The following is a 16,528-nucleotide window of genomic DNA, read 5'->3' on the forward strand; positions in this document are numbered from 1 at the left end:
GCACATCCGGCTCGTCGAACCTTCACCTCCTCTTCACCCACGGAGTCGCGCATGGCCTCCCTCGCGTCCCTGCCCCTCGCAGCCGGAGGGCTCACGGACCTGAACCCCGGCCTCACCCTCTGGGCGGCCATCACGTTCCTGTTCCTGCTCGTGGTCCTCTCCAAGTTCGCGTGGGGGCCCATCGTCAAGATGCTCGACGAGCGGGAGCGGACCATCCGCGAGGCGATCGAGGCGGCCAAGAAGGAGCGCGCCGAGGCGGAGCGGATGCTCGCCGAGCAGAAGGCCTCGCTCGCCCACGCGCAGCGCGAGGCCGCCGAGCTCGCGCGGCGCAACCAGCAGGAGGTCGAGGTGCTCCGCCAGGAGCTGACCGCCCGCGCCCGCAAGGAGGCGGACGAGCTCGTCTCCTCCGCCCGCAGGCAGATCGACGAGGAGAAGACCAAGGCGATGTCGGAGCTCCGCGCGCAGGTCGCGGACCTCGCCATCGACGCGGCCTCTCGCCTCGTGAAGGCGAACCTCGACGACGCCTCGCAGCGGAAGCTCGTCGAGGACTACATCGCGCAGCTCCCGGCGAACCGCGCCGCCTAGCGCGGCCGGACCGGTCTAGACGCTCCGGCGGGCCCCGCGTCCGCCGGAGCGTTTCCATTTTCCGCGGGCTAGATTCAAGGGTCGCATGGGTCTCTCGATCGGCATCGTCGGCCTCCCCAACGTGGGGAAGTCCACCCTCTTCAACGCGCTCCTCGGCGCGGCGCAGGCCGCGGCCGCGAACTACCCGTTCTGCACCATCGAGCCGAACGTGGGGGTCGTGCCGGTGCCCGATCGGCGGCTCGAGCGGCTGGCGGCGCTCTTCAAGCCGAAGAAGACCACCCCCACCACCCTCGAGTTCGTGGACATCGCCGGCCTCGTGGCCGGCGCCTCCAAGGGCGAGGGGCTCGGCAACCAGTTCCTCGGCAACATCCGCCAGGTCGACGCGATCGCCCACGTGCTGCGCTGCTTCGAGGACCCCGACGTCGTGCACGTCGCGGGCAAGGTCGATCCGCGCGGCGACCGGGAGGTCGTCGAGACCGAGCTCATGCTGAAGGACCTCGAGTCGGTCGAGAAGCGGCGCGAGCGGGCCATGAAGAACGCCAAGGCACCGGGGAAGCCCGGCGAGCTCGCCAAGGCGGAGCTCGCCGCGCTCGACCGCGCCAAGGCCGGCCTCGAGGCGGGCACCCCCGTCCGCGCGCAGAAGCTCTCCGAGGACGACCGCGCGCTGCTCGCCGACCTCTTCCTCCTCACCTCGAAGCCGGTGCTCTACATCGCCAACGTGGACGAGTCGCAGCTCGGCAAGGAGGCGACCGATCCGAGCATCCTGGCCGTGAAGGCGCTCGCCGACGCCGAGGGCGCGCCCATGGTGGAGATCTCCGGCAAGGTCGAGTCCGAGCTCGCCGCGCTCGCCCCCGGCGAGCGGGAGGAGTACCTCGCCTCGCTCGGCCTGGAGGAGCCCGGCCTCGACCGGCTCGTCCACGCGGGCTACCGGCTGCTCGGCCTCATCACCTACTTCACGGCCGGCGAGGACGAGTGCCGCGCCTGGACCGTGAAGGCGGGCTCGCGCGCCCCCCAGGCGGCGGGCGTCATCCACTCCGACTTCGAGAAGGGCTTCATCAAGGCGGAGGTGATCCGCATCGAGGATCTCCTCGAGCTGAAGAGCGAGTCCGCCGCCCGCGAGAAGGGCAAGCTGCGCATCGAGGGCAAGGAGTACGTCGTCCAGGACGGCGACGTGATGCACTTTAGGTTTAATGTGTGATCAGCGGCCGCGGGTCGGGCGGGCCTGCGCCCTGACCCCCGCGATGCGCGCGGCGAGGCGGAGCGCGGCGATCATCGAGGCCGGGTTCGCCACCCCGCTGCCGGCGATGTCGTAGGCGACCCCGTGATCCGGGCTCGTGCGCACGATGGGGAGCCCGAGCGTCACGTTCACCGCCGGGTCCCCGCCCACCGCGTCGAGGAGCTTCACCGGGATGAGCCCCTGGTCGTGGTAGAGGGCGACCACCGCGTCGAACTCGCCGAGCGCGGCGCGGAAGAACACCGAGTCCGCGGGGAACGGCCCGCGCGCGCGGGCGCCGGCGCGCGCCGCCCGGGCGAGCGCGGCGGGGCGGAGCGTCTTCTCCTCGTCGCCGAACGCGCCCTCCTCGCCGGCGTGCGGGTTGAGCGCGGCGAGGGCGAGGCGCGGGCGCGCGAGGCCCAGGTCCTCGCGCAGCGCCCGGTGGGTGATGACGAGCGTCTCGGCGATGCGCTCGACGGTGAGCGCGCGCCTGAGCTTCGCGAAGGCGACGTGGTTCGTGACGAGCGCGATCTTGAGCTTCTCGCCGGCGAGCATCATCACCGAGCGGCGCACCCCGCAGCGGGCCTCGAGCCACTCGGTGTGGCCCACGAAGCCGGGCAGCGCGCGGGCGACCTGGGCCTTCGACACCGGGGCGGTGGTGAGCGCGTCGGCGTCCCCGCGCCGCACGGCGTCGAAGGCGGCCTCCAGGGCGGCGAGCTGGGCCTCGCCGGCGCGGGGATCGGGGCGGCCGGGGCGCACCGCGCCCGCGGGGAGCCGGGTGACCGTGACGAGCGCGCCCTCCGGCGGGAGCGGCGCGCCGGGGACGACGAGCGGGAGCCCGCTCGAGGCGAGCTCGCGGGCGAGCACGCGCGCGTCGCCGAAGACGTAGGGCACGAGGGCGCCCCGCAGCGCCGCGAGCGCCTTGGCGGTCACCTCGGCGCCCACGCCCGAGGGGTCGCCGAGGCTCACGGCGATGCGCGGAAGCGCGGGGACCCGGGCGCGCTCCGGCCGCGCGCTCGCGGCGGCGCGGCGCCTCGGCGCCCGGGGCGAGGAGGCGCTGGGTCGCGGCGCGACGGCGACCGCGTGCCCGCGCGCGCGGACGCTCACTTCTGCAGCTCGGGCAGCTTGGTCTCGACGAGCGCGTCGCGGCGCAGCTCGGCGATGAGCTGCTGGCGGTAGGTGCCCGCCTGCTGGTCGACGAGGTGGGCGCGGATCTCCTCCTTCGCGTCCTCGAACGACTTCGTCCCCGACGCCCGGCGCTCCTCGACCTTGAAGACGTGCAGGCCGGGGCCGGCGCGCACGGGCGGCGAGAGCTCGCCCGGCTTGAGGGCGAACGCCGCGTCCTCGAGGGCCTTCTCGATGGTGCCGCGGCGGAGCCAGCCGAGGTCGCCGCCCTCGGCGGCGGAGGGGCCCTTCGACACCTCGCGCGCCACCGCCGAGAAGTCCTCGCCGGTCTTGAGCCGCTGCAGGATGCGGGTCATCTGCTCCTGCACCTTCTCCTGCTGCGCCTTCGTGGCGCCGTCCGGCAGGGGCAGGAAGATGTGGCGGACCTTCACCTCGTCCTCGCCGCCGAACTCCTGCGGGTGGGACTGGTAGTAGTTGCGCAGGTCGTCGTCCGAGACCTTCACCTTGGAGCGCACCTCGTACTGGAGGACGAGGAAGGCGTCGTACTCGCGCTTCACGTTGGCGCGGAAGGCGGCCCGGTCGAGCCCCTGCTCCTTGAGCGCGCGCTCGAGCGCCGCGTCGTCGAAGTCGTTGCGCTTCTTGATGTCCGCGACCGCCTCGTCGATCTGCTGCTCGGTCGCCTCGAGCTGCAGCTCCGCCGCCTTCGCCTGGAGGAGCCGCTCGGCGATCACGTCGTCGAGGGCGCGCTTCAGCGCGGCGGCCTGGGCCTGGTCGCGCTCGGGCCCCGGGCTGAGCTGCTCCGCCTTGAGCAGCGCGGGGCCGGCGCGGTCGGCGAGCTCGGAGAGCGTCACCACCTCGCCGTTCACGAGCGCGGCGACGCGGTCGACGACCTGGTGAGGGGCGGCCGCCGGGGGAGGCGTCGCGGGCGCCGCAGGGGCCGCGGGGGCGGCAGGGGCGGCGGCGAGGAGGACGAGCAGGGGGAGGGCGGCAGGGGTCACGGATTCACTCCGGCGAGGGCCTTCTCGTCGATCTCGATGCGGGCGCGCTCGCGCAAGGCCTTGAGATAATCGTCCTGGGCCCGCGCGCGCTTCTCGCGGGTGAGCTTCTCGGCGATTTCGGGCCGCGCCTGGTCGAGCGAGCGCCGGGCCGCGGCGCGCCGGTCGATCACCTTGAAGACGTGGAAGCCGTACGGTGAGGGGGTGACGTCGCTCACCTTGTTGAGGGGCAGGGAGAAGGTGACGTCGAAGACCTCGGGGAACCCCGCGCCGCGCCCGATGAAGCCGAGGTCGCCGCCGGCCTTGCCCTCCGGGGCGATCGACGACTTGCGCGCGACCTCCGCGAAGGTCTGCGGGTTCCTGCGGAGGCGGTCGCGGATCGCGAGCGCCTCCTCCTTGGTCGACACCACGACCTGGAGCACGTGCACCCGCTCCGGCTCCTCGAACTCCGCCGCGTGGTCCGCGTAGTAGCGCTGGATCTCCCCGTCGGCGACCTGCACCTGCGGGAACACCTGCTCCTCGAAGAGCCGCTCGATGGTGAGCTGGTCCTTGAGCCGCCCCTTGAGGTCCGCCTGGCCGAGGCGCTGCTGGGCGAGGAGGTCGTCGAAGTTCGAGCCGGGGTACTCGGCGCGCACCCGCAGGAACGCGCGCTCGACCTGGTCCTGGCCCACCACGATGGACCGGGCGCGCGCCTCCTGGAGGAGGAGCGCCCGATCCACGAGCTCGTCGAGGAGGCCGCGGCGGAGCGTGTCGCCCCCGCCGTCGGCCTGGGCCTCGCCGGCGCGCGTCTCGCGCAGCTCGCGCGCGAGGACGTCGGCGCCGATGGGCTCGCCGTTCACGAGCGCCACGGCGCGCGGCGCGGGCGGCGCGTCCTTCTTCTCGCCGCCGCACCGGCCGCAGCCCCCGGCGAGCACGCCGAGGGCCGCGAGCGGGATGAGGAGCCTCGCGCGCACGCCTACTTCGCCGGCGGGGCGGGGGTCGCGCTCGGCATCGGGCCGTGGGGCATGACCCCCGTCATCCCGGTGCCGGGCATCCCGGGCATGGCGCCCGGCGCGGCGGCGCTGACCTCCACCGCCTCGAGGGCCTTCTCGTCGACGGAGATCTTCGCCTCGTCCTTGAGGCGCTTCAGCCACTCGTCGAACTCCTTCGTCTTCTTCTCGCGGTAGAGCTTGTTCTGGATCTGCGCCTTCACCTGGTCGAAGGAGCGGTTCAGCTCCTCCTGCTGGGCGGTGAGCTTGAGGAGGTAGAAGCCCTTCGGCGTCTCGACGACGCCGGAGGTCTGCCCGGCGGAGAGCGCGAAGGCGGCGTCGGCGAGCTCCTTCGAGTAGGCCGCCGTGAGCTCCTCGTGCGACTTGTACTGCAGGTCACCGCCGGCGTTCTTCGTGGCGGCGTCCTCGGAGTACTGCGAGACCGCCTGCGTGAAGGCGAGCGGGTTCTTCTGCTCGTCGGCCTTGATCTTGGCGAGCGCGGCCTTCGCGGCGGAGAGCTTCTTCGCGCGCTCGGGCGAGCCGGCAGGCGCCTCGAACACCACCGCGGCGACGCGCACGCGCTTCGGCCGGAAGTAGTCCGTCTTGTGCTCGTCGTAGTACTTCTGGAGCTCGGGCTCGGGGACCTCCTTCGCGCGCTCGAGGTCCTGGAAGTTCTTCTGGACGAGCTTCTGGACCATGATCTTCTTCAGGGTCAGCTGCACGTCGGGATCCGTCGCGAGGCCCTGCTTCTCGGCCTCCCGCGCGAGCACCTCGAAGCGGATGAGGTTGTCGAGGAACTCCTTCTTCCTCTCGAGCGTCGAGTAGCGCGCCCGGATGAACGGCGACTGCTCGTCGAGGCGGGCCTTGAACTCGTCGGCGGTGATGGTGACCCCGTTACCCTTCGCGATCACGGGGCCCGACTTCTTGTCCTTCGGCGACTGGCAGGCGGCGGCGAGCGCGCAGAGGCCGATGACGAGGGAACGGCGCAGCATGCGGGTGCTCCTTCGGGAAGACGTGCGGTAAAGGCCGGTCAGCCAACGCAGGACCACGCCCCGTTCTTCCCCGCCGGGGGTTCGGGCGCTGGCTTGGAGCGGCTGAAAAGAGCACGGAACGAGGGGGGGATCAAGGACGAGGTCCCCCCGTCGGGTGGCCCGCCGTCCCTCGCGCGCCAGGTCGCGCCCCCGGCTCCCAAAGCCCTGTCCCGGCGCCCGCTCGAGGGGCGCGATCCGACGCGAAGCGCGGCCAGGCGCCGCGGCCGGTTCACTCGGGCCGCGCGCAGCGGGCGAGGCCGGCGAGGAGCTGGCGGGCGGCGCCGAGCAGCTCGCGCCCGGTCGAGAGCTCCATGGCCGGCGACGGCACGAGCCCGACCGCCGCCGTCCGGACGGCCACCGGCGCAGGGCGCGGGGCCGCCTTGCCCTTCACGATCCTGGCAGGCTTGCCGGGCGGGGCCTTCGCCGGCGGAGGCTTCGCGCCGGGGAGCGCCGAGACGAGCTTCATGTCCGGGGTGAGGCGCAGCGCGCCGCCCGAGGCCGCCACGTGCTTCGCGAGCAGGAACGGGTCGAGCGCGGCCGTCTCGCCGAGGGTGAGGACGAGCCGGCCGGGGCCGGCCTCGATGGCGCGGATGCGCAGCGCGCGCAGCCGCACCTTCACCGCCATCACGTCGCAGAGTGCGTCGAGCTCCTCCGGCGGATCGCCGCAGCGGTCGATGATCTCCGCCCGCACCTCGTCGAGCTCCTCGTCGGTCGTCGCCTGGGCCAGCCGCTTGTAGAAGTAGAGCCGCTGGTGGACGTCCGGCATGTACGGGTCGGGGATGAAGGCCGGCACCGGGAGCTGCACGTCGGGATCGATGTCCTCGCGCGGCGGCTCGCCCTTGAGCTCGCGCACCGCCTCGTCGAGGAGCTCGGAGTAGAGCTCGAAGCCGACCGCCTCGATCTGGCCGGACTGGTCCTTGCCGAGCAGGTTCCCCGCCCCGCGGATCTCGAGGTCGTGGCTCGCGATCTTGAAGCCGGCGCCGAGCTCGCTGAAGCGCTGCAGGACCTCGAGGCGCTTCTGGGCGTCCTTCGTCACGGGGCGCCTCGCGGGCACGAGCAGGTACGCGTAGGCGCGCTCGCGGCTGCGGCCGACGCGGCCGCGGATCTGGTAGAGCTGCGCGAGGCCGAAGTGGTCGGCGCGGTTCACGATGATGGTGTTCGCGCTCGGGATGTCGAGGCCGCTCTCGATGATCGACGTCGCGAGGAGCACGTCGAGCTCCTTGCGGACGAAGCGGCTCATCACCTCCTCGAGCTTGCCCTCGCCCATCTGCCCGTGGGCGACGCCCACCCGCGCCTCGGGCGCGATCTCGGCGAGGAACTTCTGCATCGCGTTGATGGAGCGGACGCGGTTGTGGACGAAGTACACCTGCCCGCCGCGCTTCAGCTCGGTCTCGATCGCCTCCTTGACCACCTGCGGGTCGAACTTCATGACGAAGGTGCGGATGGCGCGCCGATCCTCCGGCGGCGTGGCGATGATGGAGAGGTCCCGCACGCCGGCGAGGCTCATGTGCAGCGTGCGCGGGATGGGCGTCGCGGTGAGCGTCAAGACGTCCACGAGCTTGCGGAGCTTCTTCAGGCGCTCCTTGTGCGCGACGCCGAAGCGCTGCTCCTCGTCCACCACCACGAGGCCGAGCTCCTTGAAGGAGACGTCCGCGGCGAGGAGCCGGTGCGTGCCGACGACGATGTCGACCTTCCCCTGGGCGGCGTCCTTCAGGATCCGCTTCACCTCCTCGGAGGTCTTCATCCGGGAGACCGCCTCGATGCGCACCGGGTAGCCCTTGAAGCGCTCCCGGAAGGTCCGCTCGTGCTGCGAGGCGAGCACGGTGGTCGGGACGAGCACCGCCACCTGCTTCTTCGAGAGCACCGCGAGCATGGCGGCGCGCATCGCCACCTCGGTCTTGCCGTAGCCGACGTCGCCGCAGACGAGCCGGTCCATGGGAACTGGGGGGGCGGATGAGGCTCCCCCCCCCGGTCCCCCCGCTCGCTCCGGGGCAGCCTCAGCCGACTGCCCCTTCGCTCGCAGACGGGAACCCTTCGTCATGTCGGTGATCACGTCGGCGATCGCCTTCGCCTGGTCGGGCGTCTCCTCCCAGGGGAACTCCGCCTCGAACTCGCGGAAGATCCCGTCCGGCTGGGCGAACTGGAAGCCCGGGTGCGCCGCGCGTGCGGCGTAGATGTCGAGCAGCTCCGCCGCCATCTTGAGGAGCTGCTCCTTCACCCGCGCCTTGCGGAGCGCGAAGGACTGCCCGCCGAGCCGGTCGAGGCGGACCGTCTCCGGCGAGGCGCCGGTGAACTTCTGCACCTGGCGCAGCTTCGCGACCGGCAGGTAGAGCCGGTCCGCGCCGTCGTAGGCGAGGACGAGGAAGTCGCCCTCCACCCCGCGGATCTGCATCTTGGTGAGGCCGAGGTAGCGGGCGATGCCGTGCTCGACGTGGACGACGAGGTCGCCATCGTTGAGCTCGCGGAAGGCCGCCGCGAAGGCGTTCTCCTCCTTGGTGCGCCGCGCCTTCTTGCGCACCCGCCGGCCGAAGATCTCCTCGTCGGCGACGACCGCGAGCCCCGCCTCGCCGTCCACGAAGCCCTGCGAGATCTCGCCCTGGAACACGTGGGCGTGGATGGCGGGGTCGAAGATCGCGCGCGGATCGCCGGGAGGGCCCTCGTGCGCGCGCAATGCCTGGCGCCGATCCTCGAGGAGCCGGCGGAGCCGGTCCGCGGTGGAGGGCGAGCCGCAGGCGACCACGGCCGCGATGCCCCGCCGGCGCCACTCGTCGAGGCGGCGGGTGAGCGGGGCGAGCGCGCCCTCGTCGCCGTGGGCGGCCTCGATCTCCCCGCGGATGGCGTGGGTGTCCGAGAGCGAGAAGCGGACGGGCTCCGCCGTCCCGAGCCACACCCCGTGGCGGCGCACCACCGGCCGCGCCGCGAGCGCGGCGAGCGCCTCGGCGGCGGGGACGAAGTGCGCCTCTGGCGGGAGGGCCAGCTCCTCGCGGCGCAGCGCGGCCTCGTGCTCGCGGGCGAGCTCCGCGTCGAGCTCCTGCAGCGCCTCCTCCACGCCGGCCGCGTCGTCCACGTAGGCGAGGGTGCCCGGGGGTAGGTAGTCGAGGAGCGTGCCGAGCCCCCCGGCGTGGAAGCCGGGGAGGAGCGCCTCCATGCCGAAGAACGGGGTGCCGGCGTCGATCGCGTCGAGCACCTCGCGCACCCGCGAGGTGGGGCGGTTCACGCGCTCGGCCGCCTCGCGCACCGCCGCCTTGGCCGCCTCCTTCCCCTCGTCGGAGAAGAGCGCCTCGCGCGCCGGGGAGAGGAGCACCTCCGCCACGTCGCCCTCGCTGCGCTGGGTCTGCGGGTCGAAGGCGCGGCAGCTCTCGATCTCGTCGCCGAAGAACTCGAGCCGCACGGGCGCCGCGTCGGCCGGGCTCCACAGGTCGACGATGCCGCCGCGGACGGCGAACGTGCCGGGATCCTCGACGAGGGGCGTGCGGGTGAAGCCGAGCAGCACGAGCTTCGCGGCGAGCGCCTCGCGCTCGATCGAGACGCCCTTGCCGAGGAGGTCCGCCCCCGCCTCGAACACGCGCCGCGGCACCATGCGCCGCGCGAGCGCGCGCGCCGAGACCACCACCGCTCGGATCGGCGCGAAGGCGAGCGCAGGGGCAGCCGGCTGAGGCTGCCCCGGAGCGAGCGGGGGTCTGGGGGGCGCGGCTTCATCGAGCCCCCCAGCACCAAAGAGATGCAGACGCGCGAGCGCGGAGAGCCGCTCCATCTCCACGCCGCGGTCCGGCGACAGATCGTCGTAGGGCAGCACCGCGTCGGACGGGACGCGCACGACGGCGTCCCGCCCGAGGAAGAAGGCGAGGTCCCGCGCGAGCCCGTCCGCGTCCTCCTCATCGGGTGCGACCGCGAGGACCGCGCGCGCCCGGGCGGGGCCCGGCGCGAGGAGCTCCCGCACGAGGTATCCGCGGGCGGCGCCGGCGACGCCCACCACGTCGGCGCGCCGCTGGGTCTCGAGGGCGCGGCGAACGCGGGCGCGCGCGTCGGTCGGGGCAGTCTCGTCTGAGGAAGGCTTCGTCGTGATCACGGCGATCGGCTCGGGGGCGGCATCTTACTTGCGACGCCGCCTGGGGGCGCGCGCGTTTCATGCCCGCTCGGGACGCGGTCGAAAAGAAGAGGCGCCGGGCTCAACGGACGACCTTCGCCGTGCTCGCGCCGCCGCAGTCGCTCGCCCCCGTGGGGAGCGTTCGCGACTTCGGGGGAGCGTTCACGCCGATCCTCGCCGTGCCCGACGCCTCGCCCTGATCCTAACTCCCCCCATCCCGCCGCGCCCGCTGCGCCACCTGCTTCCTTGATCGGCCTCTGGGGCACCGCTACACTCGGACCAGCCCTGGAACGCCGTAGAGGCACCCGTGCGGCCACCGATCCCCCGCTCCTCCATCGCTGCGGCCCTCGCGTCGCTCGCCCTCGCTGCGTGCGGCGGGGCGGAGCCTCGCCCGGCCGCTCGCGAGGACGCGGCGCCCATTCTCGCCACGCTCGCGAGCCCGCCGGGCGCCGGCTCTGAGCGTGTCCGGGCGGGCGACCTCGCGGGCGCCCGCGCGTCCTTCGAGGCGTCGCTCGCCCAGGATCCCGATCGCCTGGCCGCGCTCAACGACCTCGCGGTGAGCTACCTGCTCGAGGGGCACGCCGACGCGGCGCGCCGGCTGCTCGACGAGGTGGTCGCGAGCGGCAGGCCCCGGGAGCAGCAGGCGGCGCTCGTGAACCTCGGCGAGCTCTACGCCGCCGAGGGGTACGTCTCCGCCGCCGAGGCCTACCTCGAGACCGCGCGCGCCATCGATCCGGCGCGCCCCGAGCCCTGGTACGCGCTCGCGCTGCTCGCCGACGGACGCGGCGAGCAGGACGCCACGCGCGCCGCCCTCGCCGAGGCCCTGCGGCTCGACGACGGGGGTGCGGCGCGGGCAGCGTTCGCTTACGTCTACCCCGAGGAGCGCGTTCACCTCGAGGCGCTCGTCGCCCAGGCGTCGGGCGATCGAGCGCTCGCGGGCGCGCGCTGGCGGGAGCTCTCCGGGAGCCGCTTCGCGGCCCTCGCCGCGGCGGCGGAGAGGCACCTCGCCGGCGAGTAGGCGGAGACCGATGCCGGGGCCCACAGGCGAGCTGGACAAACGCGAGCGCGAGATCCTCCGCGCGCTGGTCCAGGACTACATCCAGACCGGCGAGCCGGTCGCGAGCCAGCCGCTCCTCGCACGCCACGAGCTCGACTGCTCTCCCGCCACGGTGCGGTCGGTGATGGGCGATCTCGAGGAGCTCGGCTTCCTCGAGAAGCCGCACGCCTCCTCCGGGCGGATCCCCACCGAGCGCGGCTACCGGCTCTACGTCGACTCGCTCCTCAAGATGCGCCCGCCCTCGGCGCAGGACCGCGACCGCATCGAGCGGCTCGCCCACGCCGCGAACGACGTGGGCCAGCTCCTCGAGAGCACCGCCGACCTGCTCCACTCGCTCTCGCACCACGCCGGCGTGGTCACGACGCCGCGGCCTCGGGTCGATCCCGTCCGCCAGGTGGAGTTCGTGCGGCTGCGCGAGAACCGGGTGCTCGCCGTGTTCGTCTCCGAGGCGGGGATCGTCACGAACAAGCTCGTGCAGCTCGAGTTCCCCATGGCGGCGGCGGACCTCGAGCGCGCCGCGCACTACCTGAACGAGAAGATCCAGGCGCTCGCGGCCGCGGCGGAGACGCTCCCGGCGGTGCGCGAGCAGATCCTCTCCGACATGCGCGCCGACCAGAGCGCGCTGCACGACCTCCTCCAGAAGGCGCTCTCGCTCGCGGAGCAGTCCTTCGCGCCGAACGAGGAGCGGGTGCTCGTCGACGGCGAGGAGAGCTTCCTCGACGCGCCGGAGTTCGCGAACGTGCGCAAGGCGCGGGCGCTGCTCAAGGCGTTCGCCGAGAAGGACCGCATCCTGCGGGTGCTCGACCGCGTGCTCACCTCGCAGGAGGTGCAGATCTTCATCGGCGCGGAGAGCGAGTTCGCGGCGGTGCCGGACGTCTCGGTCATCGCGGCGCCCTACGGGCGCGGCGATCACGTGCTCGGCACGCTCGCGGTGGTGGGCCCCACGCGCATGAACTACGCGCGCGTCATACCGCTCGTGGATCTCACCGCGCGCCACATCTCGCGCGCCCTCGCGGCCCTGTCGGACGGGTAGCGGGAGCGGCGTACACGGACCGCGGGCCGGGCGCGCTCCGTCGCCGCGCGATCCTTGTTCCGCCCGTCGGGCCCGTGCCATGATGGCCGCGAGCGCGCGCGCGCGGCGCGAGGCGTGCCGCGGCGTCGCTCGCCCCTTCGAACCCCCGATCGCGAGCGATGGCCGACACCCACGACAAAGGTGCCTTCCGGGCGGACATCCCCCTCGACGCGGTCGAGGAGGCGCTCCGCTCCGTCGAGCGGATCTCGGGCGGCGAGCCCCAGGCCGAGGCGGTGCCGCTCGAGGTGGAGGGCGCGCCCGCCGCCGCCGAGCCGGGCGAGGTCGAGCGGCTCCGGGCCGAGCTCGAGCTCTCCCAGGCGAAGGGGCGGGAGGTGCTCGACAAGCTCCGGGCCGAGCACGAGAAGCTGCTCCGCGCCGCCGCCGACCTCGAGAACTACAAGAAGCGCGCGGCGCGGGAGCGCGACGAGGTGCAGCGCTTCGGGATCGAGCGGGTGGTGAAGGACGTGCTGCCCGTGCTCGACGGGCTCGACCGCGCGCTCGCCGCGGCGACGGAGGACGACGCGCTCGCCAAGGGCGTGCGGCTCGTGCGGACCAGCTTCGAGCAGGCGCTCGCGAGGCACGGCGTGAGCGCCTTCAGCGCCATGGGCGAGCGCTTCGATCCGGCCGTGCACGAGGCGCTGCTGCAGGTGCCCACCGACGCCTCGCCGCCGGGGACGGTGGTCCTCGAGCACGCGCGCGGCTTCAAGCTCCACGACCGGCTCGTCCGGCCGGCCATGGTGGGCGTGGCGATCGCCGCGCCGCCCCCGGCCGCGGGTCCGAAGGAAGGGTGATCGATCGATGGGGAAGGTGATCGGCATCGACCTCGGCACGACGAACTCCTGCGTCGCGGTGATGGAGGGCGGCGACGCCGTCGTCATCCCGAACAGCGAGGGCTCGCGCACGACGCCGTCGATGGTCGCGTTCACGGAGGGCGGCGAGCGGCTCGTCGGCCAGATCGCGAAGCGGCAGGCCATCACCAACCCCGAGTCGACGGTGTACGTCGTGAAGCGGCTCATCGGCCGCAAGTTCCAGGATCCCGAGGTGGCGCGCTCGGCGGGGCTCGTGCCGTACCGGATCGTGGCGGCCGGCAACGGCGACGCCTGGGTGGAGGCGAGCGGCAGGTCCTTCTCGCCCGCCGAGATCTCCGCGATGGTCCTCGCGAAGATGAAGCAGACCGCGGAGGACTACCTCGGCGAGGCGGTCACCGAGGCGATCGTCACCTGCCCGGCCTACTTCAACGACGCCCAGCGCCAGGCCACGAAGGACGGCGGCCGCATCGCGGGCCTCGACGTGCTCCGCATCATCAACGAGCCCACCGCCGCCGCCCTCGCCTACGGCATCGACAAGCAGAAGGCGGGCGCCACCGAGCGGGTGGCGGTGTACGACCTCGGCGGCGGCACCTTCGACATCACCGTCCTCGAGCTCAACCTCGGCGTGTTCGAGGTGAAGGCGACGAACGGCGACACCTTCCTCGGCGGCGAGGACTTCGACCAGCGGCTCATCGACTGGCTCTCGCGGCGCTTCCGCGAGCAGACCGGCATCGACCTCACGCGCGACCGGATGGCGCTGCAGCGCCTCAAGGAGGCCGCGGAGCGGGCGAAGCACGAGCTCTCGAGCGCGACCGAGACGGAGGTGAACCTCCCGTTCATCACCGCCGACGCGAGCGGCCCGAAGCACCTCGCCGAGACCCTCGACCGCGCCACGCTCGAGGAGCTGTGCGGCGATCTCATCGAGCGGACGCTCGAGCCGTGCCGCACCGCCCTCAAGGACGCGGGCGTCACCGTCCAGCAGATCGACACGGTCATCCTGGTCGGCGGCATGACCCGCATGCCGAAGGTGCAGGAGGTCGTGAAGCGCTTCTTCGGCAAGGAGCCGCACAAGGGCGTGAACCCGGACGAGGTCGTCGCGGTCGGGGCGGCGATCCAGGGCGGCGTCCTCAAGGGCGAGGTGAAGGACGTCCTCCTCCTCGACGTGACGCCGCTCTCGCTCGGCGTCGAGACCGCCGGCGGCGTGTTCACGAAGATCATCGACAAGAACACCACCGTCCCCTGCAAGAAGTCGCAGGTGTTCTCCACCGCGGTCGACAACCAGCCCCTCGTCTCCGTCCACGTGCTGCAGGGCGAGCGCGGCATGGCCGCCGACGACAAGACCCTCGCGCGCTTCGAGCTCGTGGGCATCCCGCCCGCGCCCCGCGGCGTGCCGCAGATCGAGGTCACCTTCGACATCGACGCGAACGGGATCGTGCACGTATCGGCGAAGGACCTCGGCACCGGCAAGCAGCAGCAGATCCGCATCACCGGCTCCTCCGGCCTCAGCGAGGAGGAGATCCAGCGGATGATCCGCGACGCCGAGGCGAACCGCGCGGACGACGTGGTGAAGAAGGAGCTCGCGGACCTAAAGAACAACGCCGAGGGGCTCATCTACACGACCGAGAAGAGCCTCGAGGAGTACGCGAGCGCCCTCGCCGAGGGCGACCTCGCCGAGATCCGCGCCGACCTCGACGCGCTCAAGGCGACGCTCGAGGGCGGCGACGCCGCCGCCGTGAAGGAGGCGCTCGGCCGGCTCGAGGGCAGCGCCTACCGCATCGCGGACGCGATCTACGCGCAGCAGGGGGGCGGCAGCTAGCCGCTCCGCCGAGCGTCGCCCGGAGCCCCCGGGACGCGAGGCGGCGCGCCCCGTAGCGCGCCGGCGGGCGAGATCGGCCGGGCCGAATTGTCAGCCCCGCCGCGTGCGTTATATTGCCGCCGGCGCGGGTGGTCCGCTGCGGAAGGGCGCGAAAACACGTGGATAAGCGAGACTACTACGATGTCCTCGGCGTCGAGCGCGCCGCGGACGAGCAGGCGATCAAGACCGCGTACCGGAGGCTCGCCCACAAGCTCCACCCGGACAAGAACCCGGGCGACAAGCACGCCGAGGAGCAGTTCAAGGAGGCGTCCGAGGCCTACTCGGTCCTCTCGGATCCCGACAAGCGGGCCCGCTACGACCGGTTCGGGCACACGAACGGCGGCATGCCCGGCGCGGAGGGGTTCCCCTTCGGCGGCGGCGCCAGCATCAACGACATCTTCGGCGACATCTTCGGGGAGATGTTCGGCGGGGGCGCGGGCGGGCGGCGGCAGCGCCAGCGCACCCGGGGCTCGGACCTCCGCTACCACCTCGAGATCGGCTTCGAGGAGGCGGCGTTCGGCACGGTCGCCCGCATCACCATCCCGCGCCCGAAGGCGTGCGAGACCTGCCACGGCTCCGGCGCGAAGCCGGGCACCGGCCCGAAGACCTGCCCGACCTGCGGCGGCGCCGGCGAGATCCGCCTCACCCAGGGCTTCTTCTCTATCGCCCGCACCTGCCACCACTGCCAGGGCTCGGGCCGCGTCATCGTCGACAAGTGCCCGGCCTGCGCCGGGCAGGGCGCGCTGCGCGAGGAGGCGACCGTCGAGGTGAAGGTCCCGCCGGGCGTGGACACCGGCACGCGCCTCAAGCTCTCCGGCGAGGGCGAGCCCGCGCCGGTCGCGGGCGGCAGCCCCGGCGATCTCTACGTCGTGCTGCAGGTGCGCGATCACCCGATCTTCTCGCGCGAGGACACCGAGGTCCTCTGCGAGATGCCGATCTCCTTCACGCAGGCGGCGCTCGGCGCGACCATCGACGTCCCCACCCTCGACGGGCCGGCGAAGCTCAAGGTCCCGGCCGGCACGCAGAGCGGGAAGGTGTTCCGCCTGAAGGGGAAGGGGATCCCCGCCCTGTCCGGCGGCGGGCGCGGCGACGAGCACGTGCGGCTCCTCGTCGAGACCCCGACCCACCTCACCAAGGAGCAGCGCGAGCTGCTCGAGCGCTTCGCCGCGATCTCGGGCGAGGACACGCACCCCCAGGCGCGCAGCTTCTGGCAGAAGGTCGGCGATCTCCTGCGCGACGCGAAGGGGTAACTTTCCAAGGCGCACGAGCCCGGAGCCGAGGCGGGTACCCGCAGCGACGCGCGCCTAGGCGCTCCTCCGACGGGAGCCGCGCCCAGCGGCGCCTGGCAGTGCGCCGCAGGCGCAAGGAGCGAGGACGCCCGCCGCAGGCCCGGGATCGTGCGCCGAGCCGGGGGAATCTGTTCCCACCCTGCGGGTTCCGCAGTAGATCGGGGTTCCCATGCGCTTCGTCGCCCGGAAGGTGCTCGCTTTCCTGTTCCTCGCCCTCGCTGCCTGCCCGAAGCGGGTGGTGGTGAACGGGCAGGAGATGTCGGTCGAGGACGCGGACACGCTCGCGCGCCGCGACCTCGAGGGCGTGCGCGCCGAGGGGAAGGGGCTGCCGCCCGCCGAGGCCGCCGCGCGGCTGGAGGCGTTCGCGGCGCGCTACCGCGGCGTGCCGGCCGGGGGCGACGCGCTGCACGAGGCCGCCGAGCTGCGGCGCGCGGCGGGCGAG

General features: G+C 73.2%; 12 protein-coding genes and 1 pseudogene. 8 read left to right on the forward strand and 5 right to left on the reverse strand.

Translation table 11 applies throughout. The features are described 5' to 3' along the window. The first annotated feature begins 51 nt into the window (after window positions 1-51). Together atpF and ychF are read left to right on the forward strand one after the other, a co-directional pair. Window positions 52-585 (forward strand): F0F1 ATP synthase subunit B, encoded by a 534-nt coding sequence (atpF, locus tag MNZ29_RS10910; RefSeq protein WP_242355175.1) that lies wholly within the window; start codon window positions 52-54, stop codon window positions 583-585. Between the two features lie 85 nt (window positions 586-670). After that, window positions 671-1,783 (forward strand): redox-regulated ATPase YchF, encoded by a 1,113-nt coding sequence (gene ychF / locus MNZ29_RS10915; RefSeq protein WP_242334198.1) that lies wholly within the window; start codon window positions 671-673, stop codon window positions 1,781-1,783. Here ychF and pdxA read toward each other — a convergent pair whose 3' ends face one another. From pdxA to MNZ29_RS10940, 5 genes are all read right to left on the reverse strand, one after another. Further along, window positions 1,784-2,767: a 4-hydroxythreonine-4-phosphate dehydrogenase PdxA gene (gene pdxA / locus MNZ29_RS10920; RefSeq protein WP_242355177.1), complete on the reverse strand. Its 984-nt coding sequence runs from the start codon at window positions 2,765-2,767 to the stop codon at window positions 1,784-1,786. Window positions 2,768-2,901: 134 nt separating this feature from the next. Further along, window positions 2,902-3,921: a peptidylprolyl isomerase gene (locus MNZ29_RS10925; protein WP_242355179.1), complete on the reverse strand. Its 1,020-nt coding sequence runs from the start codon at window positions 3,919-3,921 to the stop codon at window positions 2,902-2,904. Further along, the gene (locus MNZ29_RS10930; RefSeq protein ID WP_242355180.1) at window positions 3,918-4,871 is read right to left on the reverse strand and encodes a peptidyl-prolyl cis-trans isomerase; all 954 of its coding nucleotides are present in this window, start codon (window positions 4,869-4,871) and stop codon (window positions 3,918-3,920) included. The genes MNZ29_RS10925 and MNZ29_RS10930 overlap by 4 nt, the downstream gene beginning before the upstream one ends. Before the next feature lie 2 nt (window positions 4,872-4,873). Then, window positions 4,874-5,878: a peptidyl-prolyl cis-trans isomerase gene (locus tag MNZ29_RS10935; RefSeq protein ID WP_242355182.1), complete on the reverse strand. Its 1,005-nt coding sequence runs from the start codon at window positions 5,876-5,878 to the stop codon at window positions 4,874-4,876. A 268-nt stretch (window positions 5,879-6,146) separates the two neighbouring features. Continuing rightward, window positions 6,147-9,986, reverse strand: a complete 3,840-nt coding sequence (locus MNZ29_RS10940) for a transcription-repair coupling factor (protein ID WP_242355184.1) — start codon at window positions 9,984-9,986, stop codon at window positions 6,147-6,149. 325 nt (window positions 9,987-10,311) lie between these two features. Between MNZ29_RS10940 and MNZ29_RS10945 the strand changes: the two genes are divergently transcribed. From MNZ29_RS10945 to MNZ29_RS10970, 6 genes and pseudogenes are all read left to right on the forward strand, one after another. After that, the gene (locus tag MNZ29_RS10945; protein ID WP_242355186.1) at window positions 10,312-11,022 is read left to right on the forward strand and encodes a tetratricopeptide repeat protein; all 711 of its coding nucleotides are present in this window, start codon (window positions 10,312-10,314) and stop codon (window positions 11,020-11,022) included. A gap of 10 nt (window positions 11,023-11,032) precedes the next feature. Continuing rightward, complete coding sequence (gene hrcA, locus MNZ29_RS10950) at window positions 11,033-12,094, forward strand: heat-inducible transcriptional repressor HrcA (protein WP_242334218.1); 1,062 nt, start codon at window positions 11,033-11,035, stop codon at window positions 12,092-12,094. A 158-nt stretch (window positions 12,095-12,252) separates the two neighbouring features. After that, entirely contained in the window at window positions 12,253-12,924 is a 672-nt protein-coding gene (locus MNZ29_RS10955; RefSeq protein ID WP_242355188.1) for a nucleotide exchange factor GrpE, read from the forward strand. 7 nt (window positions 12,925-12,931) lie between these two features. After that, window positions 12,932-14,758 (forward strand): molecular chaperone DnaK, encoded by a 1,827-nt coding sequence (gene dnaK / locus MNZ29_RS10960; RefSeq protein WP_242334224.1) that lies wholly within the window; start codon window positions 12,932-12,934, stop codon window positions 14,756-14,758. A gap of 158 nt (window positions 14,759-14,916) precedes the next feature. Then, window positions 14,917-16,047 carry a molecular chaperone DnaJ gene (gene dnaJ, locus MNZ29_RS10965; RefSeq protein WP_242334227.1) on the forward strand — a complete coding sequence of 377 codons (1,131 nt, stop codon included), beginning with the start codon at window positions 14,917-14,919 and terminating at the stop codon, window positions 16,045-16,047. Window positions 16,048-16,255: 208 nt separating this feature from the next. Then, window positions 16,256-16,528: pseudogene (locus MNZ29_RS10970) on the forward strand (penicillin-binding protein activator); the annotation flags it as partial.

This window comes from Anaeromyxobacter sp. SG64, assembly GCF_022690745.1.
GTDB classification, from domain to species: Bacteria; Myxococcota; Myxococcia; order Myxococcales; family Anaeromyxobacteraceae; genus Anaeromyxobacter; species Anaeromyxobacter soli.